Origin of the sequence: Bradyrhizobium sp., from assembly GCF_016219575.1 — a bacterium.
Classification (GTDB): Bacteria; Pseudomonadota; Alphaproteobacteria; order Rhizobiales; family Xanthobacteraceae; genus Bradyrhizobium.
Genome location: NZ_JACRMG010000020.1, coordinates 123,362 through 147,891 on the forward strand (window position 1 = coordinate 123,362; position 24,530 = coordinate 147,891).

A 24,530-nucleotide genomic window follows, 5' to 3' on the forward strand; every position below is an offset into this window, starting at 1 on the left:
TTCGGTCAGAGCCCGTTCTGCTCGCACTGCAAGATGAACTCGCTGCCGCAGGCGGGATGCCGGGCAGGCGCTGGCGGATGGCGTTCAACTCGCGTAGGCTCCCGCGCAGGCGGGCTCGTCGCTTGCCTGCAATTTCTTGAGGGGAGAAACGACCAACAACAGGGAGGAATGACCGATGAGATACGCTTGGCTTGCAGGAGCGGCCTTGGCTGTGGCGATCGCCGCCACCTCGGGGTTCGCGGACAGCGCACACGCGCAACAGGCGCGAACGCTGAAGGTCCAGTCGGCGGTGCCTCCGTCGTCCACGGCGCAGGATGCCTTGAAGTTCTTCGCCGAGCGGGTCGACAAGTTGACGGCGGGCCAGCTCAAGATCGAGGCGCTGCCGGGCGGCGCGATCGTTCCGCCGTTCGAGATTCTCGACGCAGCGCACAAGAAGGTCATCGACGGTGCCTGGGGCATCTCCTACTGGTGGTTCGGCAAGAACAAGGCTGCGACCCTGTTCGCCAATACGCCCGCCGGCATCGCCGGCATGGATCCGGTCGACTTCATCGGCTGGGTGTACGAGGGCGGCGGCCTCGATCTGTGGAACGAGTTCTACCAGAAGGAGCTCAAGCTCAACCTCGTCGCATTCCCCAGCATGCCGCCGAGCCCGCAGGCGCTCGGCTGGTTCAAGCGCCCGATCAAGGACCTCGGCGACTTCAGGGGCATGAAGTGCCGCCAGACCGGCATCGTCGCCGAGCTCTATTCCAAGATGGGCATGGCTGTCGTCAACATGCCCGGCGGCGAAATCCTCCCCGCGGCCGAGCGCGGCACCATCGACTGTGCCGAGTGGGTCGGCGGCATCGAGGATTATCGGCTCGGGCTGCACACGGTGTGGAAGTATCACTACACGCCCGGCATGCACGAGAGCGCCTCGGTGGCGGAAATGGCCTTCAACAAGGAGGTGTGGGACAGCCTGCCGGACCAGAACAGGGAAGCCATCAGGTCGGCATTGTCGGAAACCTTCCTGCGCTGGTGGGCGAGCTATCAGCGGCAGAACGCGGATGCGATTGCCGAATTCGCCGAGAAGCACAATGTGAAGCTCCTGACCACGCCGCCCGAGATCAACCAGGCCTTCCTCAAGACCTGGGATGAATTCGCGGCCGCCGAGGCGGCGAAGAATCCCTTCTTCAAGAAGGTCTACGAATCCCAGCGGGCCTATGCCGCCAAGGTGGTGCCGGCCAAGCGCTTCATGTTCCCGCCCTACGCTTTCCAGGCGGACTATTACTGGCCGCCCAAGGAAGGCAAGTAGCAGCCGGGCAATGCCGGATCGAAGGGCGGCGGCAACGCCGCCCCTTTTTTCGAGAGGCGGCATCGGAATTCACCTCTCCCCGCCCTTTTGCGGGGAGAGGTCGACGCCGGAGCGCAGCGAAGGCGGCGGGTGAGGGGCAAGCCGAGAAGCTTGCCGCACAACATCGCTTACCGAATCTTTGGCTCAAAAAATTCGAGTCGGAAGGATTGTTGTCGCGGAGCCGCCGCGCCAGGCCCCTCACCCAGATTGCATTTCATGCCAATCCGACCTCTCCCCGCAAAGAGCGGGGAGAGGTGCTCCGAGCTGCCTCCTGCGATCCAACCAAAAGCCATCGCGCTACCGCACCATGTGCGGCAGCCACAGCGCGATCTGCGGCCACACCAGCAGCATGATAAGGGCGATGACCTGGATCACCATGTAGTCGGCCATGCCCTTGTAGATCGTCGAGAGACTCCAGCTCGGCACGACGTTGCGCAGATAGTAGGCGGACATGGCCACCGGTGGACTCAAATAGGCGGTCTGCATGTTGACGGCGGTCAGCGCGCCGAACCAGATCAGGAGGTCGAGCTTGCCGAGGCCGAGCTGGAGCTTTTCCACCACCGGCAGCGCGATCGGCAGGAACACCAGGATGATCACCGGCCATTCGAACGGCCATCCCAGCACGAAGAAGATCGCCATGATGAGGGCGAGCTTCCACCAGTCGCCCAGGGGGACCGCGAGCAGATAGCTGGTGATCAGGTTGGCCGAGCCGAGCTTGGTGAAGACGGCGCCGAACACGGTCGAGGCCACCGCCAGGAACAGCACCATGGCCGACGTCACCATGGTGCCGATGCCGGCGTTCTTCAGCGACTGCACGCTGAGCCGGCCGTACACCAGCGCCAGGACGCCGGCGCCGAACGCCCCGCAGGAGGCGGCCTCGGTTGGCGTCGCGAGCCCCCCGACAATGGTGCCGAGCGTGAAGCCGATCAGCGCGCTCAGCGGTGCGATGCCCAGCACCACGGCGCGGAAATAGGCGTTCTGGACATAGGCCCACGCCGCCAGCAGCGCCGGCAGCAGCGCCGTGACCGACAGATTGACGCGGCCGACCGGCACCGGCAGCGACGGGACACCGGCAAGTCCGAACACGAAGTCGGCAAGCAGATAGACCATGGCCATGAGACAGAACAGCGCCAGGACCAGCACCGGAAATCCGACCTTCTCGGTGGTCATCTCCTGGTAGGCCGTCTCGCGCTCCTCCATCGTCATGGCCGGGCCGAGCTTGGGGTTCACGAAGCTTCGCACCAGCGTGTAGGCGATGTAACAGCCGGCGAGCAGGAAGCCGGGGCCGAACGCGGCCGAGTAGAGCAGATTGACGGGAACGCCCATCACCGGGCCCATCACCACCAGCATGACGCTGGGCGGAATGAGAATCCCGAGCGTGCCGCCGGCCGCGATCGCGCCGGAAGACAGCCGGGCGTCGTAGCCGCTCTTGATCATCATTGGAGCTGCCATGATGCCGAGCACCGTGACGGCCGCGCCGACAATGCCCGTTGCCATGGCGAAGATGGTCGCCGTCAGGATGACGGCCAGGTAGAGCGAACCGCGCACCGGTGCGAGCAGGCTGCGCATGGCGCCGAACAGGCGCTCCATCAGTCCGGCCTGCTCGGTCATGTAGCCCATGAAGATGAACAGCGGCACGGCCGGAAAGATCTCGTCCTTCATCGTGCCCCAGATCTGCAAATAGCTGAGGTTGAAGGTCTGCTCCCAGCCCAGTCCCAGGCCGCCGAACAGGATGGCGAGGAACAGCAGCGTGAAGGAGATCGGGAATCCGATGAAGATGACGGCGACCATGCCGACGAGCATGATGAGGCCGAGAAGCTCCGATTGGCTCATGTTCAGACCTCGATCTTCTCGTGCCTGGTCAGGAACTCGCCGGTGCGCCACGCCCACAGGCTCTTCATCAATTCGGAGATGCCCTGCAGGCCCAGCATGAAGGCGGTGAGCGGGATGACCCCGCGCAGCGGCCACAATATCGGCGTCCAGGCGCCGGAGCTCGAGCGCTCGTCGATCGAGACCGAGTAGAAGAAGTCGTCGATGGAAATGTAGAACAGCACGGCCATCGTCGGCAGGAAGAACAGGATGAAGGCGAGGCTGTCGATCATGCCCTTGGTGCGGTCGGAAAACCCTTCCCACAGCATGTCGGTACGCACATGCGCTCCCTTGAGCAGCGCCAGCGCCGATCCCAGCATGAACAGCGCCGCATACGACATGGTCGTCACGTCGAGCGCCCAGATGGTGGGGCTCTTGAGGAAGTAGCGGGCGAAGACCTCGTAGACGTTGGCGAACACCAGCGGAATGATGAAGAGCACGAACAGGTGGCCGGTCCAGGTCGTGAACCTGTCGATGATGCGGATGACAGCCAGAAAGGACTGCGGCGGCAACGGTCTGGGCCTCGCCGCAGGCTCGTCTTGCGATTCCATCGCTGCTCCTCCCTCGTACTGTCACGCACGTGGTTGCGCTCTGTCCGCTCGGTTCTTCTTGACGAGGGCGCCGGGCTTACCGAACTGCCCCCTTTGCCGGCTTGCGTGGCATTGTTGATCGCTGGCGCCGCCTTGGCAAGGCTGACCGGTTTCACCCGGGACGAAGCCGCGGCGAGCCCGGGCTCACGCGTGCAGTGCGCCATTGCGGCATAGCCTGACGTGGCGGGGACCGCGCCGGTTGATGGCGGCGCGATCCCGCGGCAGTATCGCCGATCGAGGAGAACGTCCGATGGTCTTTTTGCGTCGCTTCGTCATTGCTTGCTGCGCCGCCGTCCTGTTCGCTCCCGCCGCCGCGGCGCAGGATTATCCCGCCCGTCCGGTCAAGATCGTGGTGCCGTATCCGGCCGGCGGCTCCAACGACATCATCGCCCGCATCGTGGCGCAGAAGCTCGGCGAGCGCAGCGGGCTGAATTTTCTGGTCGAGAATCGCGGCGGCGCCGGCGGCAATGTCGGCGCGGAAGCCGTCGCGGGCAGCGAGCCCGACGGCTACACGCTGCTGCTGACGGCGCCGCCGCCGCTTACGATCAATGCCGCGCTGTACAAGAACCTGCCGTTCGACCCCTCGAAGGCCTTTGCGCCGGTGGCGCTGATCGCCTCGGTGCCGATCGTGCTGGCGGTGCATCCCTCGCTCGGTGCAAAGGACGTCAAGGAGCTGGTTGCGCTCGCCAGGGCAAAGCCGGGCACGATCAATTTCGGCTCGTCGGGCATCGGCACGACCAATCATCTCGCCGGGGAACTGCTCAAGACGAAGACCGGCATCGACATCGTGCACGTCCCCTACAAGGGCGCCGCGCCCGCGATGAACGACCTGCTCGCCGGCCATATTCCGATGATGTTCGACAACATCCCGGCCGTGCTGCCGCAGGTGCAGGGAAAGTCGATCAACGCCATCGCGGTGGCAGGCGCGAGCCGCGCCAGCGCACTGCCCGACGTGCCGACCGTCGCCGAGCAGGGCGTCGCGGGCTTTGAAGCTTCCGCCTGGTTCGGCCTGGTCGCACCCGCCAAGACGCCGGCGCCCGTGCTTGCCAAACTGCAGGCCGAGGTCGCCGCCGTCCTGCAACTACCCGACGTGAAGAAGCGCTTCGTCGAGTTGGGCGCCGAGCCCGGCACGGTGTCGGGCGAGGCCTTTGCAAAATTCCTCGCCGAGGAAACCGTGAAGTGGGGCGGCATCATCCGCGCTTCCGGCGCGACGGCGAACTAGGGCGGCCGACCCTGTCACCGCGCGACAACAAGGGAAGTTTCAAGTGAAAGCCGTCTACACCGAACTCCATCGCTCCCACGATCCGCAATTCTTCCTCATCCGCGGCGTGGTCAGGCGCACGACCGAGCAGCCCGAGCGCGCCGACCGCCTGCTCGCCGGGCTCGCGGCGGGCAGGCACCAGCTGGTCGCGCCCGTCGTGTTCGGGCAGGGGCCGCGGACGCGCGTGCACAGTCCCGAATATCTGGATTTTCTCGAAACCGCCTGGGACGCCTGGTCGGCGCTCGGCGATGCCGGGCCCGAGATGGTCGCCAACGTGCATCCGGTGCGTCATGCCGCGACATACCCCACGCACATCGTCGGCCGGCTGGGCTGGCACACCGCCGACACCGGCTGTCCGATCGGGCCGGGCACCTGGGCCGCCGCCTGCGCCGCCACCGACGTCGCGGCCACGGCGGCGCAGATGGTGATGGACGGCGAGGAGGCCGTCTACGCGCTGTGCCGGCCGCCCGGCCATCACGCTTTCCGCGATGTCGCCGGCGGCTTCTGCTTTCTCAACAACAGCGCGGTGGCGGCGGCGCATCTGCGGCTCCGCCACGAGCGCGTCGCCATCCTCGACGTCGACGTCCACCACGGCAACGGCACGCAGGGCATCTTTTACGAGCGGCCCGACGTCCTCACCGTTTCCATCCATGCCGATCCGGCGTTCTACTACCCTTACGTCTGGGGCTATGCCCACGAGCGTGGCGAAGGCGCGGGCCTGGGGGCCAACCTCAACATTCCCCTGCCGCTCGGCACCAAGGACGACGGTTATCTCGCTGCGTTCGAAACTGCGGCAAGGACCGTCCGTGCGTTTGCGCCCGGCGCGCTCGTGGTCGCGCTTGGGCTCGACGCCTCCGAGCACGATCCGCTGGCGGGTCTCGCCGTCACCACCGACGGCTTCCGCCGCATCGGTGCCGCGATTGCGCGGCTAGGATTGCCGACCGTGCTGGTGCAGGAAGGCGGCTATCTCTCGGACATTCTCGGCGCCAATCTGACGGCAATGCTGGCGGGATTCGAGGCGGCGCGCTGACGGGCAGGGCCGCGTCCCCGGGGCTGCAGGTCCGTGACATGGGAAGCTGACAAAGCCGGGTCGCCCGGTTCTTGCCTACTCGTAGCGCAGCGCTTCGATGGGATCGAGGCGGGCGGCCTTTCGAGCGGGGTAGTAGCCGAAGAATATGCCGACGGCTGCCGAGAACAGGAACCCTCCGGCTATCGCTCCCGGCGATATCGGCGCGGGCCAGCCGGTGAGGACGGAAATGGCGGCGGAAAATGCCGCGCCAATGATAATTCCGACGATGCCGCCGCTGACGCTGATGAATATCGCCTCGGCAAGAAACTGCAGCAGGACGTGCAATCTCCGGGCGCCAATCGCCATCCGCAGTCCGATCTCCCGCGTTCGCTCTGTCACCGAGACGAGCAGGATATTCATGATGCCGATGCCGCCGACCACAAGCGATATCGAAGCCACTGCGGCCAGGAGGAGCGCCATGATGCGGCTGCTGCCTTCTGCGGTCTGCGCGATCTGACTGAGGTTACGAACGGAAAAATCGTTCATGCTCCCTGGCCGGATGCGGTGACGGCGCGCCAGGATTTCGGTGGCCTGACTGATCGCTGCTTCAATGCTGGTCTGATCGACCGCCTGCACGTAGATCTGATTCACATACCCGGTCATGCGCGGTTGAAGCCCATATGGATTCGGCGGCGCCGGATAAATCCAGTTAATAGCAGTTTGCTGCTGGCTTGGGGCCGCTACGCCGATAATCTTGCGCTCGGCCGTTGTGAAGGGAACCATGACCAGATCGTCCTGGTCCTGCCCAAAGGATGTCTGCCCCTTCGAGTCGAGAATTCCGATCACCCGCAACGACACGCCCTTCACCTGCACCATCGCGCCGATCGGGTTTTCAAAGGTGCCGAAGAGTTGCCGGCGCACGGTCTCACCAAGAACGGCAACAAGCGCCGAACTTCGCTCATCCTCCGGAGTGATCGCCCGCCCAGCGGCGATCTGCCAGTTCGTCATCGGAGGATAATTCGCGCTTACGCCCTGGATGCCGGCGGTCCAGTTCTGGTTCGCGAAGCGGATCAGCCCAGACTGGCGGATGAGATAGCTCACTGCCCCGACGGCAGGCGCCTCCTGTCGGAGTGCCCGCACGTCGGCAACGGTCAGCGTCGAAGCGCTTCCGGAGCCGCCGCGAGCGCCCCCGCTCGTGGCGGCGCCCGGCAGAACAACCACGAGGTTCGTTCCAAGCCTTGCGATTTCCTTGCGGACCGCCTCGTTCGCTCCCTGGCCGACAGATACCATGACGATCAATGCGGCGACGCCGATGAAGACCCCGAGCATTGTCAACGCGGAACGCATCTTGTTGCGCCAGATCGCCTCGGCCGCCGCCGTCATCACCATCCAGGCAAAGGGCCATGACGCGCCCGGCATTCCGATATGGGCCGGCGGTTCTCCGGGCTGGGTCAATTTTCCCCCTGCCTCGCTTGCTGGCCGGGGCGCCTTGTCGCGCCTTGTCCTCTTCACATCCGAGATGATCTGGCCGTCGCGCATGGTCAGCACGCGATCCGCAAAGGCAGCGACATCAGGCTCGTGGGTTACCACGATGATGGTGACACCTTGTTCGCGATTGAGCGAAGTGAGCGTCTGCATGATCTCATTGGAGGTGCGGGTATCGAGATTGCCCGTCGGCTCGTCCGCCAGCAGCAGGCTCGGCTGATTGATCAGGGCTCGAGCGATTGCAACGCGCTGCTGCTGCCCGCCGGACAGCTGGCCCGGCGTGTTGCGCTCCCGATCGCGCAGCCCAAGCTTGTCCAGAACTGCGCGAGCCCGCGCGAAGCGAGCGCGGGCATGGCTTCGGCCGGACATCGCGTAGAGAAGCGGCAAGGCAACATTGTCGATGGCGCTGGTGCGCGGCAACAGATTGAAGCTCTGGAATACGAAACCCAGCCGCTCGCTTCGAAGGCCGGCCAGATCCGGCTCCGCGAGCTGCGCGACATCGATGCCGTCGAACCAGTAACGACCGCTCGTAGGCCGATCGAGGCAACCAAGGATCGACATCAGCGTCGACTTGCCCGATCCGGACGCGCCCATGATGGCGATGAACTCGCCGTGTTCGACGATCAGGTTTGCGTCGGAAAGCGCGCGAACATCTATATCGCCGACATGATATATTCGCGATACTCCTTCAATCCTGATGACCGGCTCTGCCATGTCTTCAATCGCTGCGGCTGTTGTGACTAGAGTCGTGGTGGCGGTACGTTGGAACGCGCCTTCGGCGAATTCCGTTGCTCCGCGACGATCACCCTGTCGTTGACCTTCAGGCCGCCTTGCACAATCTCCGTAAACTCGTCGTCATCGAGCCCGACGGTAACCTCGACCGGAATTGGTGAACCGTCCCGGAGCACCCAAACGCGCGCTTGCCTGGTATCGCCTGGGAGGGTTCCGGACGGGACATAGCGTAAGGCCCGGTTCGGAACGCGGAGCACGTCGCTCCGCCTGTCGACGATGATCCTCGTCGCCGCCGTGAGGCCCGGCTTGAGCGCCAGATCAGGATTGTTGACGCTTATGACGACATCGTAAGTGATGACGTTCTGCACGGTTTGCGGGGACTGGCGGACCTGAGTTACCGCTCCTTCGAACAGACGTTTGGGATAGGCGTCCACGGTAAATGTCGCCTTGTCGCCCTTCTTGATGCCGCCAATGTCGCTTTCGCTTACATTGGCGTCCACCTGCATCCTGGTGAGATCAGTCGCAATCAGGAACAATGTGGGAGTCTGGAAGCTCGCCGCGACCGTCTGCCCGATGGTTACGGCGCGCGAAACGACCGTGCCATCGACCGGCGAGATGATGTTCGTATAATCGAGATTGACCTGTGCCGCAGCGAGCGCGGCCTGGCGCTGCTGGATGGTGGCTTCATCAAATGTAATTTGTGCCAGAGCCTGATCGTACACACTCTTTGCATTGTCGTAGGCGTCTTCCGACACGGCGCTTGTCTTGACGAGAGTTGCGAGGCGTCCCAAGTTGGTCTTGGCATAGGAGAGCGATGCCTTGTCCTTTTCCAGCTGTGCTTTCGCGATGGCGAGACTGGCCTTGGCTTGATCGACGATGCTCTGATACGGGCGTGGATCGATCTTGGCGCAAGTCTGTCCGCGTTTGACTTGCGTATTGTAGTCGCAGCTCAATTCCTGGATGACGCCGGATACATAAGTCCCGACAATGATCGTCAGTTCTGGGTTGACCGAGCCCGTGGCGTTTATGCCGCGCGCAATGTCGCCGATCGCGACGGGCGCCGTCTCATATCCAACTGCACCGTCGCTGCCAGCCGACCACCAGGTGCCCAGGGATGCAGCGAGTAGCAGCGCCGCGATGCCTGCGAAAATCCAGCGCTTGACGGCATGTTGTGGGTGTGCGCGTTGCTCCCCGATTGGGCACCGAGTCGACGGGCGCGGCACGTAGGGCAGAGCTTCCGTGCTTTCGGTTGTCGCCGCAGTGTCGGGCTGTATGTCCATTTTCGTATTATAGCTTTGACGGGGTCGAAATTGTTGATTGGGATCAAGTCGATCTCCTGGAGTGGGAGGTGGAACATGATGAAGGATGCCGGAGCCCTGTCGCGTGACAAATTCAGCACGACGGGCAAAAGGGTGCGGATTGCCAGAAAGGTATCAAGCCCAAACTCAAAAATATTTTGCTTTATCGGAATTACGATTCACGGCATCAATCGCCTGTCCCGGTCCGCTGACGGGCGTTTCGCGATCGTCACGATACGTTGGGCCAGTGATGCGATGGACGCGGCTATCTCAGTCGCTTCGGCTGCGGAGAGAGGTGGGCTTCCTCGCCGTCACCACCGACGGCTTCCGCCGCATCGGTGCGGAGCTTGCGCGGCTCGGATTGCCGACCGTGCTGGTGCAGGAAGGCGGCTATCTCTCGGACATTCTCGGCGCCAATTTGACGGCGGTGCTGGCGGGGTTCGAGGCGGCACGCTGACGGCCTTGGCTCGTCGGCAACTCATGGCAGCGTTCGCTCATGCTGATGCGCCAGCGTCTTCCGCGCGATGGCGACAAATGCTTGTGCGGCCGGCGACAGCGTTCGGCCCTCGCGCCGCAGCAGCGACACGGCCCGCGTGATGGCCGGCCGCGTCAGCGGCCTTGCGGCCAATGTCGGAAACTGGTCGGCCGGCAGCATCGTCGCCGGCAGGATGGCGAGCCCCAGCCCCTGCGCGGTCATGGCAAGCGCAGTATTGATCAGCGTCACCTCGTAGGTCGGCGTCAGGCGTTTGCCCGCATCGCCGAGCGCCCGGTCGATCTGCATGCGGATTCGCGTTTCGCGACGCATGGCGATCGTCGGCTGTTGCGCCAGTTCGTCCCAGGTCAGCGAGCGCCGCGCGGCAAACTCGCCGGTGCGGCGGCCGATCGCGCTCAGCCGCCCGCTGATCATGGTTTCGATCGTCATTTCCGCAATCTCGCCCTCGACGCTGCCGATGGCGAACTCCGCATCGCTCGCCATCATCCGCGGCACCAGATCGTCGGCGGCGACGTCGCGCATGTCGACGTCGATGTCGGGATATGCCGCGCGGAACCGCGCCAGCACCCGCGGCAGCAGGGCCGAGGCCGTGCCGGCGGAAGCGAGAAACGCGACGCGTCCGGCGCGTGCCTCGGCGAGATCGCGCATGCGCCGCGACAAGCCGTCCGCGTCGTTGAGCATTCGTTCGGCGGCATGAAAGGCCTCTTCGGCCGCCGGTGTCGGCTGCACGGCGCGCGTGGAGCGGTCGAACAGTTTCACGCCGAGCTGGGATTCCAGTTGCTGGATCAGCAGGCTCGCGGCCGACTGCGTGATTCCGAGCTCTCGCGCGGCCCGCGTGATGCTGCGCGCGCGATAGACGCCGGCGAACGCCCGAAGCTGCCGCAGGGTGACATTCATAGGAAAACCTCATCAATCAATGAGTTCTTTCAGACTTATCTCATAAAGCATGCTTTTCTAGAATGCACCCCGCACCGCAACGACGGGGCGCCGCAAGGCAGGCAAGGGCGATGGGGGAGGCGATGAAGACGCAGGTACTGATCGTGGGCGCCGGTCCGGTGGGGCTCACGGCAGCCATGGATCTGGCGTCGCGCGGCATCGACGTTCTGGTTGCCGAAATCCGGCACGCCGGCGATCCGCCCAGCGTCAAGTGCAATCACGTCTCTGCCCGCTCGATGGAAGTCTTTCGCCGGCTCGGCGTGGCCGCAAGGCTGCGCGCAGCGGGATTGCCCGCGGACTTCCCCAATGATTGCTCATACCGGACCACTGCGACCGGCATCGAACTCTGCCGCATCGAAATTCCTGGCCGCTCGACCCGCTACAGCGCAACCGGCGGTCCCGATACGTGGTGGCCGACGCCGGAGCCGCCGCACCGCATCAACCAGATCTATCTCGAGCCGATCCTGTTCAGCCATGCGGTCGCCCAGCCGCGCATCACCATTCTGGCGCGCACGGAGGTCGTGGCGATCGAACAGAACGAAGCGGGTGTCGTTGTACGGGCCTGCAACCTCGATGACGGCAGTTCGATCCGGATCGAAGCCGCCTATGCGATCGGGTGCGACGGGAGCCGCTCGCTGGTTCGCAAGTCGATCGGCGCGAGCCTGTCGGGGACCGAAGTGATCCAGCGCGTGCAGTCGACCTACATCGAGGCGCCGCAGCTCAGGGAATTGATGGCGCCGCACAAGCCCGCCTGGATGGTGCTCTCGCTCAACCCTCGCCGCTCGGGTACCACGGTTGCCATCGACGGTCATGATCGCTGGCTGATTCACAATCACCTCAGGCCTGACGAGCCCGAGTTCGACTCCGTCGACCGCGACTGGGCCATCCGCGCCATCCTGGGCGTCGGCGCGGATTTCCAGTATCGCATCATCAGCAGGGAAGACTGGGTCGGACGCCGGCTGGTCGCCGATCGATTCCGCGATCGCAGGATATTCATCTGCGGTGACGCTGCGCATCTGTGGATGCCCTATGCCGGCTATGGCATGAATGCGGGGATCGCGGATGCCGTCGATCTCTGCTGGCAATTGGCCGCGCATCTGAACGGATGGGCGCCGGCGTCGATCCTCGACGCCTACGAGGCGGAGCGCCAGCCGATCACCGAGCAGGTGTCGCGCTTTGCGATGGACCATGCACTTGCCATGATGGCGCAGCGTGGTGGCGTGCCCGTCGAGATCGAGGACGATACGCCGCGCGGTCATGCGGCGCGCGCCGCACTGGCCAGGGCGGCCTATGATCTCAACGTCCAGCAATATTGCTGTGCCGGATTGAATTTCGGCTACTACTACGACGCCTCGCCGATCATCGCCTATGACGGCGAGACCCCGCCGTCCTACACGATGGGCGGCTTCACGCCGTCGACCGTTCCCGGCGCGCGCGCGCCACACCTGTTCCTGCGCGACGGCCGGTCGCTCTATGACGCGTTCGGTCCCGGCTACACCCTGCTGCGGCTTGATCCGGCGATCGGCGTTGCGCCGTTGCTCGCCGCCGCGGAGAAGCGCGGCGTGCCGCTTGCGCTGGTCGACCTGATGCCGGGCGATACCGGCAATGCCTATGCCGAGAAGCTGGTGCTGGTGCGGCCGGACCAGCATATCGCCTGGCGCGGACAGGTCGCGCCTGAGGATCCCGATGCGCTGATCGCGCGCATCACGGGCGCTGCGGGCGTCGCGGCGGGAGCAAGGCCTGCTGTCGCGGTGCCGGCCTGACAGGAAATCGGTGAGCGTGCCGCGGCGGTCCGCCGGCAGGAAGAAGCAGACCCGGAGGGAGGAAATATGTTTCATATCGGAAGGCGTCAGCTTTTGGCCGCGCTGCTCGGCGCGGCGATCGCCATCGTGCCGTTGCAGGTCTGCTACGCAGGCTATCCCGAGCAATTGATCAAGATCATCGTCACGTTCCCGCCGGGCGGCAGCGCCGACATCGTGATCCGTGCGCTCGAGCCCGTTGTCGCCGCCGATCTCAAGCAGGGTCTGGTGATCGAGAACCGCGCAGGCGCCGGCGGCAACATCGGTATGGCCGCGGTCGCCCAGGCCAAGCCGGACGGCTACACGCTCGGCGTGGCGCCCGCCGGCGCGCTGACGGTCAATCCGCACTTGAACCAGGGGATGCCCTTCGATCCCAGGGATCTCGCGCCGATCACGCTGCTTGCGGAAATCCCCTTTGTCCTCGTCGCGTCCGCCGACGTGCCGGCGCGCAACACGGCAGAGCTGATTGCGCTTGCCAAATCGCAGCCAGGCAAGCTGTCGATCGGCCATGGCGGCAATTCGACCGCGATGCACCTGACCGCGGCCCTGTTCGCGCACAAGGCAGGCGTCACCATGGAACTGGTCCCCTATCGCGGCACGGCGCCGGCGGCTGTCGACGTGCTCGCCGGCCATGTCCCTTTCGCGGTGCTGGATATCCCTGCGTCGCGGCAGTTGATCCTCGATGGCAAGCTCAAACCCATCGGCGTTTCCTCCGCGCGCCGGTTGCCGTCCTTGCCCGATGTGCCGACGCTGGCCGAGAGCGGCATCGCCGGCTTCGAGTCCGTCGGCTGGTTCGGTCTCGTTGCGCCTGCCGGCACGCCGGCCGAGATCATTGCGAAGCTCAACGACGCCTTCGTCAAGGCGCTGAAGGATCCCGCAGTGGTCGAGAAAATCCGCACCCTCGGCGCCGAGCCGTCGCCGACGTCGCCGGGGGACTTCGCGCGCTTCATCGGGAGCGAGAGCGAAAAATGGGGCAAGCTCGTCAAGGAGGCCGGCATCAAGGCCAACTGACCGCGGGCATGGCCGGCGTTCGCTGCCGGCGTTCGCTAGCCAACTGCCCGACGGGCAAGTCAGTTCGGCCAGCCAGAATCGCTGTCAAGCCCCGACATCGAAAATAATTCGCTTTACACGAATTCTGATTTACGGTATGGATCGCGTGTCCCGGCCCGCTGAGGGGCGTTTCGCGATCGTCACGACACGTTGGGCCGGTGATGCGATGGACGTGGCTATCTCAGGCGTTTCGGCATGGTCCGTAAGGGGCATGGTCCGGGCGCCCGACGAAAGGGCGCCGCGTACGGCGAAGTCGTGTGGTCCTGGCGCCGCGACCCTGGCGTCTATCCGGTCCGCCTGTGCGGGCCCGGCAACGGTGACAATAAAGGCCGCTCACCGGGGAGAGTACGTATAAGCCGTAAAGCCATTGCGCGGGGAAAGCCGGGTTGCCTCGGCTGTACCTGTCAGATCCGTGTGCATCTTCTGTAGCACTTTTCGCACACGGCAATGCGGGCGCAGCCAGCGCCCGGCTTTCCCTGCGCCCTCTTCAAGGAAAGAGGGCCGACGACATGCAAAAACCCGGGCAGACCATGCCGCGGGAACGATCGCGCTCATCCCTCACGCTGTTTGAAATTTGAAGCCGCAACCTCGGTGTCGTCCCGTACAAGCGAGCGATAGTTGTAGCGAAAGTCGTAGGATGGGTTGAGCGCAGCGAAACCCATCATCGCATCCGCAGAAAGAAAAGTGATGGGTTTCGCGAAGGGCTCAACCCATCCTACGGCTGTGGTTATGGGTCCCGGCGTGCGCCGGGACGACAGTACTATGCCCCGCCCTCAATAATGCGGGTCGTACATCTGCTTTTCGACGAACCCCGACAGGTCGTTCGGCGGCGGGCCGTCGGCGAGGCCGTTCTGCCAGGCGACGTTGGCAACTGCGGTCGCGATGCGCGCGGAGACCTCGCGGATGCGCGGCAGCGCCGGATAGAGGCTGCCCTGGTCGAGATCGTCGGGGTTGACGCAGTCGGCGAGCGTATGCGCCGCCGTCATGAACATCTCGTCGGTCACCAGCCGCGATCCGCTGGCGATCGCACCGAGGCCGACGCCGGGGAAGATGTAGGAATTGTTGCCCTGGCGCGGCACGAAGGTCTTGCCGTTCAGCTTCACCGGATCGTAGGGACTGCCGCAGGCGAACAGTGCGCGTCCCTCGGTGTAGCGATAGGCCTCCTCCGCCGAACATTCCGCCTTCGAGGTGGGATTGGAAAGCGCGAACACGATCGGCCGCGCGTTGAGCTCAGCCATCATGCGCAGCACCTCCGGCGTGAAGGCGCCGCCGACGGCGGCCACGCCGACGATCGCTGTCGGCTTCAGTGTTTTGATCGCGGTGGCAAAGTCGGCAATCCCTGCGTGATCGTGGGCGTAGCGCAGCTTGTGGCCGGAAAGGCCGTCGCGGCCGCGCACGACGAGGCCGCGCGAATCCACCAGCCAGTTGCGCCGCAACGCCTCCGCCTCGGACATGCCCTCGGCCATCATCGCTGACACCACGAGGTCGGCAATACCGGTGGCGGCTTCGCCGGCGCCGAGGAACAGCAGCCTCTGGTCGGCGAGCTTGCCGCCGCTGACGCGCAGCGCCGAGAACAGCCCGGCGAGCGCCACCGCTGCGGTACCCTGGATGTCGTCGTTGAAGACGGGGGCCTCGCTGCGGTATTTGTGCAAGAAGCGAAAGGCCGAATGGTTGGCGAAATCCTCGAACTGGATCAGCACGCCCGGAAAGGTCTTGCGCGCCGCTGTCATGAACTCGTCGACGAATTCGTCATAGGCGGCTCCGGTCAGGCGCTTCTGCCGCAGGCCGAGATAATAGGGATCGCGCAGCAGCTCCTCGTTGTTGGTGCCGACGTCTAGCACGACCGGCAGGCACAGCTCGGGATGTACGCCCGCGCAGGCCGAATAAAGCGACAGCTTGCCGACGGGAATGCCCATGCCGTTGGCGCCGAGATCGCCGAGCCCCAGGATGCGCTCGCCGTCGGTGACGACGATCAGCTTCGCCTGATAGGGCCAGTTCTTCAGCACCTCGGCGATTTTCCCGCGCTCGTTGGCGGAAATGAACATGCCGCGCGGACGCTGGAAGATCAGGCCGTATTTCTGGCAGGCGAGCCCCACCGTCGGCGTGTAGATGATCGGCTGGATCTCGTCGATGTTGTCGCAGACGACGCGGAAGAACAGTGCTTCATTGCGGTCGTGCAGCGCGTTGAGCGCGACATACTTCTCGAGATCGGTGGGCAGGTTGCGCAAATTGATCAGCACGCGATCGGCCTGTTCCTGCATCGTCAGCACGCAGGGCGGCAGCAGGCCGCGCAATCCGAACCGGTCGCGCTCGGCTTCCGAAAACGCGGTGCCCTTGTTGAGAAGCGGATCGCGGAGCAGGGTCATGCCGTGCAGCAACGTCATGTCCTGGAATGGCGCCGGCTGTTTGCCGATCTTGTCAGGCTGGTGCACGCGTTCCCCCACACAATACTTCGAGGCGATGATAGTCACACCCGTTCGCGGCGGAAGGCAAGGCGAAATGCCGTTTGCGGCGATGCGGCAAGACGCCTATTCCTGCAGGAAAAGCCGGCGCGGAAGCTTGTAGGATCTTACCCATTCCTCCCACACGACGTCGGTCGGAAGGAAGGCTTCCTGCACGACGATCCACGACGCGCCGCTGCGACGCAGCAGCACCAGGACGAGGTCGCTGTCGAGATCGGGAACATAATCCCTGGCATATCGTGTTCTGCGATAGTCGATCCGCCCGCCCGCCTCGGTGCGCGGGTGCACTTCGGCAAATGCCCAGTCGCCGAATATGGCCAGCCGCTCGACCTCGAAGATGACCTTGATGCCGAGCCGCCGCTCGACCGGCACGCGCACGACGTCGAGGATCGCCTTTCGCTCGGGCGCACCGCGCGGGACGAGGACGATCGACTGGGCCTCGGCGCGCGTGGACGGGAGGATGGCAGTGAGGGCGAGAGCGGCAAGTATCGTGCGTCGGGACAACATGAGTGGTCCGTTCCGGAAAGTCGCGTGAACGCTACCGATACGGAACAACGGCGCGCGGCTCCTTGATACGGATCAACCCGCGGCGGGAGATGGCTTCCGCCTCATCCCGGCACCTTGAGCGCCAGCTGCGCGCGAAAGGGGATGCTGTAGGGGCCGACCAGCGCCGTGCCGTCGATATCGGCGGTGCCTTCGGCATAGCTGCCGGTGAATCCGCAGGTGACCTCGCGGCCGCCGAACACGAGGTTGAGGCCGGGCGCGTCGGTGTGCTGGTGCACGATCATCTCGCCGCGCCACTTGCCGCGGCTGAACGAGTAGGAGCCGGTGTAGTAGAAGAAGCTGTCGCCGCCCATGATGATGCCGCCCCTGAGCACGACGACGCCGGTGGCGCGGCCCTGCTTGACGCCCATCATTTCGATGCCGAGCGTGTACAGCCCGTCCCTCACGGACGGCTCGAATTCGGCCTCTGCGGGGCTGCCGGGTCCTTCCGCCACGCTCACGGTTCCGTTCCTTCATCCAGCGGTTGCCGCATTACACCCGCTTCCGCAACCCTTCGCAACGGACGCGCTGTCGCTGCCCGGATTTTGCGCTCAGCCTTTCGCGGTCGCGGCGGTTTGCAGCAGCGCCAGCAACCCGCGCAGGATCTGCAGCGGCGGCGGCGGGCAGCCGGGAATGTGCAGGTCGACCGGCACCACCGCGGAGACGCCGCCGGCCACCGCGTAGCTGCCGGCAAAGCAGCCGCCGTCGCGGGCGCAATCGCCGACCGCCACCACCCATTTCGGGTTGGGCGTCGCGTTGTAGGTGCGCTCCAGCGCCATGCGCATGTTCTTCGTGACCGGGCCGGTCACCAGCAGCACGTCGGCATGGCGTGGCGAGGCGACGAAGCGCAGGCCGAAGCGCTCGAGGTCGTAATAGGCATTGGCGAGGGCGTGGATCTCCAGCTCGCAGCCGTTGCAGGAGCCGGCATCGACCTCGCGGATCGACAGCGACCGGCCGAGGCTGCGCCGCGCGACGTTGGCGAGCGCCGCGCCAAGCTCTGCGAGTGCGGCGTCGTCGGCCGCCGGCGCCGGCTCGGTCAGCGACATCTGCACCAGGCTCTGGAACAGGAGTTTCCGCATCAGAGATCATGCCCCGAATAGGAACAGTTGAACGATTTGTTGCAGAGCGGGAAGTCGGCGACGATGTTGTCCTCGATCGCAGCTTCCAGCAGCGGCCACTGGAACCAGGAGGGGTCGCGCAGGTGACAGCGCGCGACGCGGTTGCCAGCATCGAGGCGCAGCCAGATGAGGATGTCGCCGCGAAAACCCTCGACCAGCGACATTCCCTCGCAGGGCCCGCTCGCCTGCGGCAGATCGATCCGCAGCGGCCCTTGCGGAAGGCCGTCGAGCAGCTGCGCGATCAACGCGAGACTCTGCTCGATCTCGCGAATGCGGATCCAGACCCTCGCATTGACGTCGCCGGCATCGAGCACGGGCACTTCGAAGCCGAGCTTGTCGTACGGCGCGTAGGCGAGATTCCTGCGCACGTCGAACGCGCGGCCCGAGGCGCGGCCGATATATCCGCCGGGCGCGTATTGCCGCGCGAGATGCGGCTTCACCGTTCCTGTCGTCACCGTGCGGTCCTGCAGCGAGGCGGTGTTGTCGTAGAGTTCGACCAATGCGGGGAACAGCGCCTTGATGTCTGCGAGCAGCGTGCGAATCGCCGCAACGCCTTCGCTGCCGGGATCGGCGGTCACGCCGCCGGGCACGATGCAGTCGCGCATCAGGCGGTGACCGAACGCGGTCTGCGCGGCGCGCAGCACCTTCTCGCGCAGCACGGCGCAGTGGGCATGGATCAGCGCAAAGGACGCGTCGTTGCAGATCGCGCCGAAATCGCCGAGATGGTTGGCGATGCGCTCCAGTTCCGCCATCAGTGCGCGCAGCGAAGCGGCTCGCGGCGGCACATCCGCACCGAGCGCTGCCTCCACCGCGCGCGCAAAGCCGAGACCATAGGCAACCGTGCTGTCGCCGGAAGTGCGCGCGGCAAGCTTGCCCGCTGCCTCCAGCGTGGCGCCCGCCATCAGGCCCTCGATGCCCTTGTGCACATAGCCGAGTCGCTGCTCCAGCCGCACCACCGTCTCGCCATTGGCGGTGAAACGGAAATGGCCGGGCTCGATGATGCCGGCATGCACCGGCCCGACCGGAATTTGATGCAGGCCATCGCCTTCGATCGGCAGAAATGTGTATGCCTTGTCGATTGGCGCCGGATCGGGCGCCGTGGCAAGCGGATGCCGGACGTCCCAGTTGCCGTGATCGAGCCAGCCGCGCGGGTCGGGCAGGCCCACCGGCTCGATGCCGAACAGATCCCGCGCGGCACGCTCCAGCCGAAGCGCGGGCGGATGATGTAATCCAACCGAGGGGTAGCGCCGCGCTGGGCAATCGAGGCTGACGACGGCGATAGTCTCGTCGGATTCATCGCGCAGCGCCATGTGAACGCGGTCCGGCTCGCCCCACAGGCCGAGCAGTTGCCATTGCCCGCCGGCCAGCGCCGCAATCGCCTCTTGCCAGATCTCCGCGGTGACGCGGGCGCGCGGCCACGGGCGGTGGTTCGCTGCGATGTCGCCCTTGCGCAGGAGTTCGTTGAGGCCCGCCATCGCCTGCTACCCCAGAATCTCTGCGACGTTGCGGAACCAGGCCACCAGCGTTGCCGGCAGGTAGATGCCGGCGATCAGCACGAGGCCGAAATGCACGAACATCGGTACGTAAGACGCATCGGACGGGGCGATGCTTCCAACCGGCTCGCCGAAGGCGAGCCCGTTGAGGTGCTGGAACAGCGCGCCCAGCGCCAGCAAGATTCCGAGCACCAGCGGAATGGCGAGCAGCGGCTCGCGTGCGAAGGTCGAGCTCACGACCAGGAACTCGCTCATGAACACGCCGAACGGCGGCAGGCCTGCAATCGCGACCACGCCGACCACCAGGCTCCAGCCGAGCCATGGATGCGTCTGCGTCAGCCCCCGGATGTCGGCGATTTTCTGCGTGCCCTTGATCTGCGCGATGTGGCCGACGGCGAAGAAGATGCCGGATTTGGTCAGGCTGTGCATTGCCATGTGAAGGAGGCCGGCAAAGTTCGCCACCGGCCCGCCCATGCCGAAGGCGAAGGTGATGATGCCCATGTGCTCGATCGAGGAGTAGGCGAACAGCCGCTTGATGTCGCGTCGGCGGTACAGCATGAAGGCGGCGAACAGCAGCGAGACGAGGCCGAGCGTCACCATCAGCGGACCCGGCGCGATGGCGCCGGGATTGGCCGCGAGCAGGATCTTGAAGCGCAGCACTGCATAGAGCGCGACGTTGAGCAGCAGGCCCGACAGCACCGCGGAGATCGGCGTGGGACCCTCGGCATGGGCGTCCGGCAGCCAGGCGTGCAGCGGCGCCAGCCCCACCTTGGTGCCGTAGCCGAGCAGCAGGAAGATGAAGGCGAGGTTGATCACCGCGGGATCGAACTGCGCGGCCTTGGTTACCAGCACGGTCCACACCATGCCGCTCAGGCCTTCGCCGACCACGGGCAGCGCCGCCACGTAGACCAGGATGGTGCCGAACAGCGCAAGGCCAATGCCGACGCTGCCGAGGATGAAATATTTCCAGGCCGCTTCCAGCGCCTCATGGGTGCGGTAGATGCCGACCATCAGCACGGTGGTGAGCGTCGCAAGCTCGATGCCAACCCACATCAGCCCGATGTTGTTCGCCGTCAGCGCGAGATTCATGCCGGCCATCATCACCTGATACATGGCATGATAGAAGCGCAGGTAAACCGGCGTCAGCCGCCCGGTCTCCAGCTCATGGCCGATATAGCTCGCCGAGAACACGCTGGTGGTGAAGCCGACGAAGGTGTTGAGCACGATAAAGGCGATGTTGAGGTCGTCGACGAAGAGATACGGCCCGCGCCCGCCGTGATCGCCGAAGAACAGCGACAGCGAGGCGAGGAAGGTCAGGCCCGACGCCAGCACGTTGAGGCGCGAGGAGATGCGGTAACCGGGGAGCGCGGCGAACAGTGCCGCGGCGGCCACGGGGATGACCAGGATGGCGATGACGCCGGTGGAGGCGGAGATGATCATCGGCGCTCTCCGCGGAAGCGGTCGAGCGCCTGCACGTCGACGGTGTCGAAGCGCTCGCGGATGCGGAACAGGAATACGCCGATCACGAAGAAGGCGATCAGCACCGAGAAGGCGACGCTGATCTCGACCACCAGCGGCATGCCGCGCGCCCCGGCGGCTGCGAGCACGAGCCCGTTCTCCAGCGACATGAAGCCGACCACCTGGCTTACCGCGTTGCGCCGGCTCACCATCATCAACAGGCCCAGCAGCACCACCGAAAGTGCAAAGGCGAGATCCTCGCGCGCCAGCGGATCGGCCCCGGGCGTTACCTTGAGCATCACCGTCATCGACAGCGCGACCAGGCCCATGCCGACCAGCATGGTGGTGCCGGAGCCGATCACGGTCTCGATCTCGCGATGGATGCCGAGCCGCTGGATGATCCGGTGCAGGCCAACCGGCACGATGATCGCCTTGAACACCAGTGCGATGAAGGCGGTGACGTAGAGATGGGGCGCGTGCTGGACATAGGCCTGCCAGGCGACCGAGAGCGAGAGCAGCACGGCTTGCAGAGCGAAGGCGTTGAGCAGCGCATAGAGGCGGTGCTGCGTGATCATCAGGAAGCTGACGAGCACGAGCCCGCCGGCCAGGAGATGCGCAACGTCGAAGGTGAGCCCGAGTCCCATCTACAGGCTCCTCGATACGAAGAGAAGCAGCGTCCCGAGCAGGCCGAGCATCAGGGCGCCGCCGACGAAATCGGGCAGGCGGAACACGCGCATCTTGGCGATCGCGGTCTCGAATACGGCAAGCAGGAAGCCGAGCGCGGCGAGCTTGGCGAGATAGAAGCCGAAGCCGGCGAGATGGGCAGCAATCGAGCCGTCGGGCTCGGCGAGAGTCCATGGCACGAAGATGCAGCCGATCAGCGAGATGTAGAGCAGCAGCTTCACCGCAGCGGCAAGCTCGATCATGGCGAGATGCCGGCCGGAATATTCCAGCACCATCGCCTCATGCACCATGGTGAGCTCGAGATGCGTCGCAGGGTTGTCGACGGGAATGCGGCCGTTTTCCGCAATCGCCACGATGATCAGTCCCAGCAGCGCCATGCCGAGCGAGACACGCAAGCCGACCTCGGATGTCGACAACACATCGGCGACCGCGGAAAGTTGCGTCGAGCGTGCGACCAGCGCCATTGTGAAGACAATCAGGAGCATCGCGGGCTCAGCGAGCGAGGCGATCATCACTTCGCGGCTCGAGCCGATGCCGCCGAAGGCGGTGCCGACATCCATACCGGCAAGCGCGAGGAAGAAGCGGGCGCTGGCCAGCAGCGCGATGATGGCGATGAGGTCGGCGGACCAGCTGAACAGCAGCCCGGTGGCGAACGTCGGCACCAGCGCGGCGGCGACCCAGGTGGTCGCGAAGATCACGTAGGGCGCAACGCGGAAGATCCACGACGCGTTGTCGGCAACCACCACCTCCTTCTTCAGGAGCCGCAGCATGTCGCGATAGGGCTGGATCAACGGCGGCCCCCGACGGCGCAACAGCCGCGCCTTCACCTTGCGCACGAAGCCGGTCAGCAGCGGTGCTGCGGCCAGCACCAGCAGCATCTGCATCGACTGCACGAGGAGGGCGGAAATCAGCTCCATATCGCAAGCACCAGCAAGAGCGCGACCAGCGAGAAGAAGACGAGGCTGAGATAGCGGCGGATGGTGAGGAACTGCAGATGATTGAGATGCAGCGACGCGAACTCGACGGCGCCGGCCAGGGGCTGGTAGAGCCAGGTCCAGACGGGATCGCTGACCACCAGCGAAAACCGCGCTGGTTGCATGTCGCCGGGCGCGGGCATCGTCACCTCTTCGTGCGTGGCCGAGGTGCGCGCCATGAAGACGCGGCGGACCGGTTGCGCAAAGCTGCTGCCGGAATATTGCGTGAGCGGACTGGCGTCGGGAAAGCCGCAGTCCCATGCCGGTCCGCGGCGGATCGCATGCGAAGCGAAGCGGTGGATGGTCCACACCGCCAGCATGGCGGAGGTCGCGATGAACAGGAACACGAGCAGCCCGTTATAGGAGCTGCCGCTCACTACCGCGGGCATGATGGTCAACCATGGCAGGTTCGCCTGCAGCGGCAGCGCGCCGCCGGTGAACTGCCGCGTGATCGGCGTAACCGCGTCGACGAAGTAGCCGGGCACGATGCCGGTGATCAGGCAGAGCATCGCCACCAGCGCCATCGCCGCCAGCGAAAATCGGTCCACCTCGCGGGCGGTTGCGGCTTCATTGCTGCGGGGGCGGCCGAGGAAGGCGATGCCGAACGTCTTGACGAAGGTCGCCCCGGCAAGTGCGGCGGCCAGCGCCAGCAATCCGCCGACCGCCGGCACCATGACCTTCAGCGCCCATTGCGGCAGGTCGGGGCTGAGCAGGATGGCCTGGAAGGTGAGCCACTCCGACACAAATCCGTTGAGCGGCGGCAGCGCGGAGATTGCGGTGCAGCCGACCAGGAACAGGAAGCTCGTCACGGGCATGCGATGGATCAGTCCGCCCATCCGGTCCATGTTGCGTTCGCCGGTGGCGACCAGCACGGCGCCGGCGCCGAAGAACAGCAGGCTCTTGAAAAGGGAGTGGTTGAGCACGTGCAGCAGCGCCGCCGTCATGGCGAGCGCGGCGGCTGCCTCCATGCCATTGGCGCGGAAGGCGAGCGCGAGGCCGAGCCCGATGAAGACGATGCCGATATTCTCGATCGTCGAATAGGCGAGCAGCCGCTTGGTGTCGTCCTGCATCAGGGCCTGCAGCACGCCGAGTACGGCGGAGAGGCCGCCGATAGCAAGCACCAGCGCGCCCGACCACCAGGGCAGGGAGCCTGCGAGATCGAAGACGATGCGGATGAAGCCGTAGACCGCGACCTTGGTCATCACGCCGCTCATCAGCGCGGAGACGTGGCTGGGCGCGGCCGGATGCGCCAGCGGCAGCCAGGCGTGCAGCGGCACGAGGCCGGCCTTGGATCCCGCACCGATCAGGACGAGCACGAGAACGATCGCAGCCGTCAGCGGCGTGCGCGTACCGGCGCGAATGGCCTCGAACGTATAGTTGCCGTCCGGGCCGGTGAGCAGGCCGAGCGCCAGCAGCAGCGCCAGCGTGCCGATCCCGGCCATGATCAGGTAGACGAAGCCGGCGCGCCGGTTCTCGGGATCGTGGTGATGCGCGATCACCAGCGCCCAGGAAGCAAGCGACATGAATTCCCAGGACAGGAGATAGCTGAATGCGTCGTTCGCCAGCACGACCAGATTCATGCCGGCGAGGAACGCGGCGAAGAACGGCAGCACGCGGTGCGGCTCGTCCTCATGCTGGCCGTAGCCGAGCGCATAAAGGCTCGCGGCGGCGCCGCCGACATTCACGGTGGCGAGGAAGAACGCGGCCAGCGCATCGATCCGGAAATGCGCGCCGATCCAGGGCAGGCCGATCGGCAGCACCAGGCCGGCGGGGGCGGCGAGGCCGACGAGGGTGGCGCACGATGTGATCGCGGCAGCCAGGGTAATGACCAGCGTGGCGCCATAGACGATCGGCGTCGCCGCATAGGCGCGCGCGCATGCGACCGCGAGCACTGCAACCCCCAGCAACGCGGCGGCGCAGAGCAAGAGGAATGCAACGGATGTCAT

At 65.3% G+C, this 24,530-nt stretch carries 19 protein-coding genes and 1 pseudogene; 6 read left to right on the plus strand and 14 right to left on the minus strand.

Annotation, left to right across the window (positions count from 1 at the left end; genetic code table 11):
- Window positions 1–211: 211 nt before the first annotated feature.
- Window positions 212–1,291, plus strand: coding sequence for a TRAP transporter substrate-binding protein (locus HZB49_RS17490; protein WP_291613749.1), 1,080 nt, complete (start codon window positions 212–214; stop codon window positions 1,289–1,291).
- A 336-nt stretch (window positions 1,292–1,627) separates the two neighbouring features.
- Here the strand turns inward: HZB49_RS17490 and HZB49_RS17495 are convergent, their stop codons facing one another.
- Both HZB49_RS17495 and HZB49_RS17500 read right to left on the minus strand, forming a co-directional pair.
- Window positions 1,628–3,163 (minus strand): TRAP transporter large permease subunit, encoded by a 1,536-nt coding sequence (locus HZB49_RS17495; RefSeq protein WP_291613546.1) that lies wholly within the window; start codon window positions 3,161–3,163, stop codon window positions 1,628–1,630.
- Window positions 3,164–3,165: 2 nt separating this feature from the next.
- Window positions 3,166–3,750 (minus strand): TRAP transporter small permease subunit, encoded by a 585-nt coding sequence (locus tag HZB49_RS17500; RefSeq protein WP_291613548.1) that lies wholly within the window; start codon window positions 3,748–3,750, stop codon window positions 3,166–3,168.
- A gap of 289 nt (window positions 3,751–4,039) precedes the next feature.
- On the opposite strand from HZB49_RS17500, the gene HZB49_RS17505 reads away from it, so the two are divergent.
- Both HZB49_RS17505 and HZB49_RS17510 read left to right on the plus strand, forming a co-directional pair.
- Window positions 4,040–5,011 carry a tripartite tricarboxylate transporter substrate binding protein gene (locus HZB49_RS17505; protein WP_291613550.1) on the plus strand — a complete coding sequence of 324 codons (972 nt, stop codon included), beginning with the start codon at window positions 4,040–4,042 and terminating at the stop codon, window positions 5,009–5,011.
- Between the two features lie 43 nt (window positions 5,012–5,054).
- Window positions 5,055–6,080: a histone deacetylase family protein gene (locus HZB49_RS17510; protein WP_291613553.1), complete on the plus strand. Its 1,026-nt coding sequence runs from the start codon at window positions 5,055–5,057 to the stop codon at window positions 6,078–6,080.
- A 75-nt stretch (window positions 6,081–6,155) separates the two neighbouring features.
- On the opposite strand, the gene HZB49_RS17515 is transcribed toward HZB49_RS17510, so the two are convergent.
- Together HZB49_RS17515 and HZB49_RS17520 are read right to left on the minus strand one after the other, a co-directional pair.
- Window positions 6,156–8,258, minus strand: a complete 2,103-nt coding sequence (locus HZB49_RS17515; protein ID WP_291613555.1) for an ABC transporter permease — start codon at window positions 8,256–8,258, stop codon at window positions 6,156–6,158.
- A gap of 26 nt (window positions 8,259–8,284) precedes the next feature.
- Entirely contained in the window at window positions 8,285–9,556 is a 1,272-nt protein-coding gene (locus tag HZB49_RS17520) for an efflux RND transporter periplasmic adaptor subunit (RefSeq protein ID WP_291613556.1), read from the minus strand.
- Between the two features lie 322 nt (window positions 9,557–9,878).
- Here HZB49_RS17520 and HZB49_RS17525 point away from each other — a divergent pair.
- A pseudogene (locus HZB49_RS17525) lies at window positions 9,879–10,031 on the plus strand (histone deacetylase family protein); the annotation flags it as partial.
- A 21-nt stretch (window positions 10,032–10,052) separates the two neighbouring features.
- Here the strand turns inward: HZB49_RS17525 and HZB49_RS17530 are convergent.
- Entirely contained in the window at window positions 10,053–10,964 is a 912-nt protein-coding gene (locus HZB49_RS17530) for a LysR family transcriptional regulator (RefSeq protein WP_291613558.1), read from the minus strand.
- Window positions 10,965–11,086: 122 nt separating this feature from the next.
- On the opposite strand from HZB49_RS17530, the gene HZB49_RS17535 reads away from it, so the two are divergent.
- Together HZB49_RS17535 and HZB49_RS17540 are read left to right on the plus strand one after the other, a co-directional pair.
- Window positions 11,087–12,766, plus strand: coding sequence for an FAD-dependent oxidoreductase (locus tag HZB49_RS17535; RefSeq protein ID WP_291613560.1), 1,680 nt, complete (start codon window positions 11,087–11,089; stop codon window positions 12,764–12,766).
- Between the two features lie 66 nt (window positions 12,767–12,832).
- The gene (locus HZB49_RS17540; protein ID WP_291613562.1) at window positions 12,833–13,813 is read left to right on the plus strand and encodes a tripartite tricarboxylate transporter substrate binding protein; all 981 of its coding nucleotides are present in this window, start codon (window positions 12,833–12,835) and stop codon (window positions 13,811–13,813) included.
- An 812-nt stretch (window positions 13,814–14,625) separates the two neighbouring features.
- On the opposite strand, the gene HZB49_RS17545 is transcribed toward HZB49_RS17540, so the two are convergent.
- The 9 genes from HZB49_RS17545 to hyfB form a co-directional block, all read right to left on the minus strand.
- Window positions 14,626–16,236, minus strand: a complete 1,611-nt coding sequence (locus tag HZB49_RS17545) for an NAD-dependent malic enzyme (RefSeq protein ID WP_291613751.1) — start codon at window positions 16,234–16,236, stop codon at window positions 14,626–14,628.
- A 144-nt stretch (window positions 16,237–16,380) separates the two neighbouring features.
- A complete protein-coding gene (locus HZB49_RS17550; RefSeq protein ID WP_291613564.1) occupies window positions 16,381–16,821 on the minus strand; it encodes a hypothetical protein in 441 nt (146 codons plus the stop codon).
- 101 nt (window positions 16,822–16,922) lie between these two features.
- Window positions 16,923–17,318, minus strand: a complete 396-nt coding sequence (locus tag HZB49_RS17555) for a GrlR family regulatory protein (RefSeq protein WP_291613566.1) — start codon at window positions 17,316–17,318, stop codon at window positions 16,923–16,925.
- 90 nt (window positions 17,319–17,408) lie between these two features.
- Window positions 17,409–17,936 (minus strand): NADH-quinone oxidoreductase subunit B family protein, encoded by a 528-nt coding sequence (locus HZB49_RS17560; RefSeq protein WP_291613568.1) that lies wholly within the window; start codon window positions 17,934–17,936, stop codon window positions 17,409–17,411.
- The gene (locus HZB49_RS17565; protein WP_291613570.1) at window positions 17,936–19,450 is read right to left on the minus strand and encodes an NADH-quinone oxidoreductase subunit C; all 1,515 of its coding nucleotides are present in this window, start codon (window positions 19,448–19,450) and stop codon (window positions 17,936–17,938) included. Before HZB49_RS17565 ends, HZB49_RS17560 begins: the two co-directional genes overlap by 1 nt.
- A gap of 6 nt (window positions 19,451–19,456) precedes the next feature.
- The gene (locus HZB49_RS17570) at window positions 19,457–20,908 is read right to left on the minus strand and encodes a hydrogenase 4 subunit F (protein ID WP_291613572.1); all 1,452 of its coding nucleotides are present in this window, start codon (window positions 20,906–20,908) and stop codon (window positions 19,457–19,459) included.
- Window positions 20,905–21,570, minus strand: a complete 666-nt coding sequence (locus tag HZB49_RS17575; protein WP_291613574.1) for a hydrogenase-4 component E — start codon at window positions 21,568–21,570, stop codon at window positions 20,905–20,907. The genes HZB49_RS17570 and HZB49_RS17575 overlap by 4 nt, the downstream gene beginning before the upstream one ends.
- Window positions 21,571–22,527 carry an NADH-quinone oxidoreductase subunit H gene (locus tag HZB49_RS17580; protein ID WP_291613576.1) on the minus strand — a complete coding sequence of 319 codons (957 nt, stop codon included), beginning with the start codon at window positions 22,525–22,527 and terminating at the stop codon, window positions 21,571–21,573.
- Window positions 22,518–24,530 (minus strand): hydrogenase 4 subunit B, encoded by a 2,013-nt coding sequence (gene hyfB, locus HZB49_RS17585; protein WP_291613578.1) that lies wholly within the window; start codon window positions 24,528–24,530, stop codon window positions 22,518–22,520. The genes HZB49_RS17580 and hyfB overlap by 10 nt, the downstream gene beginning before the upstream one ends.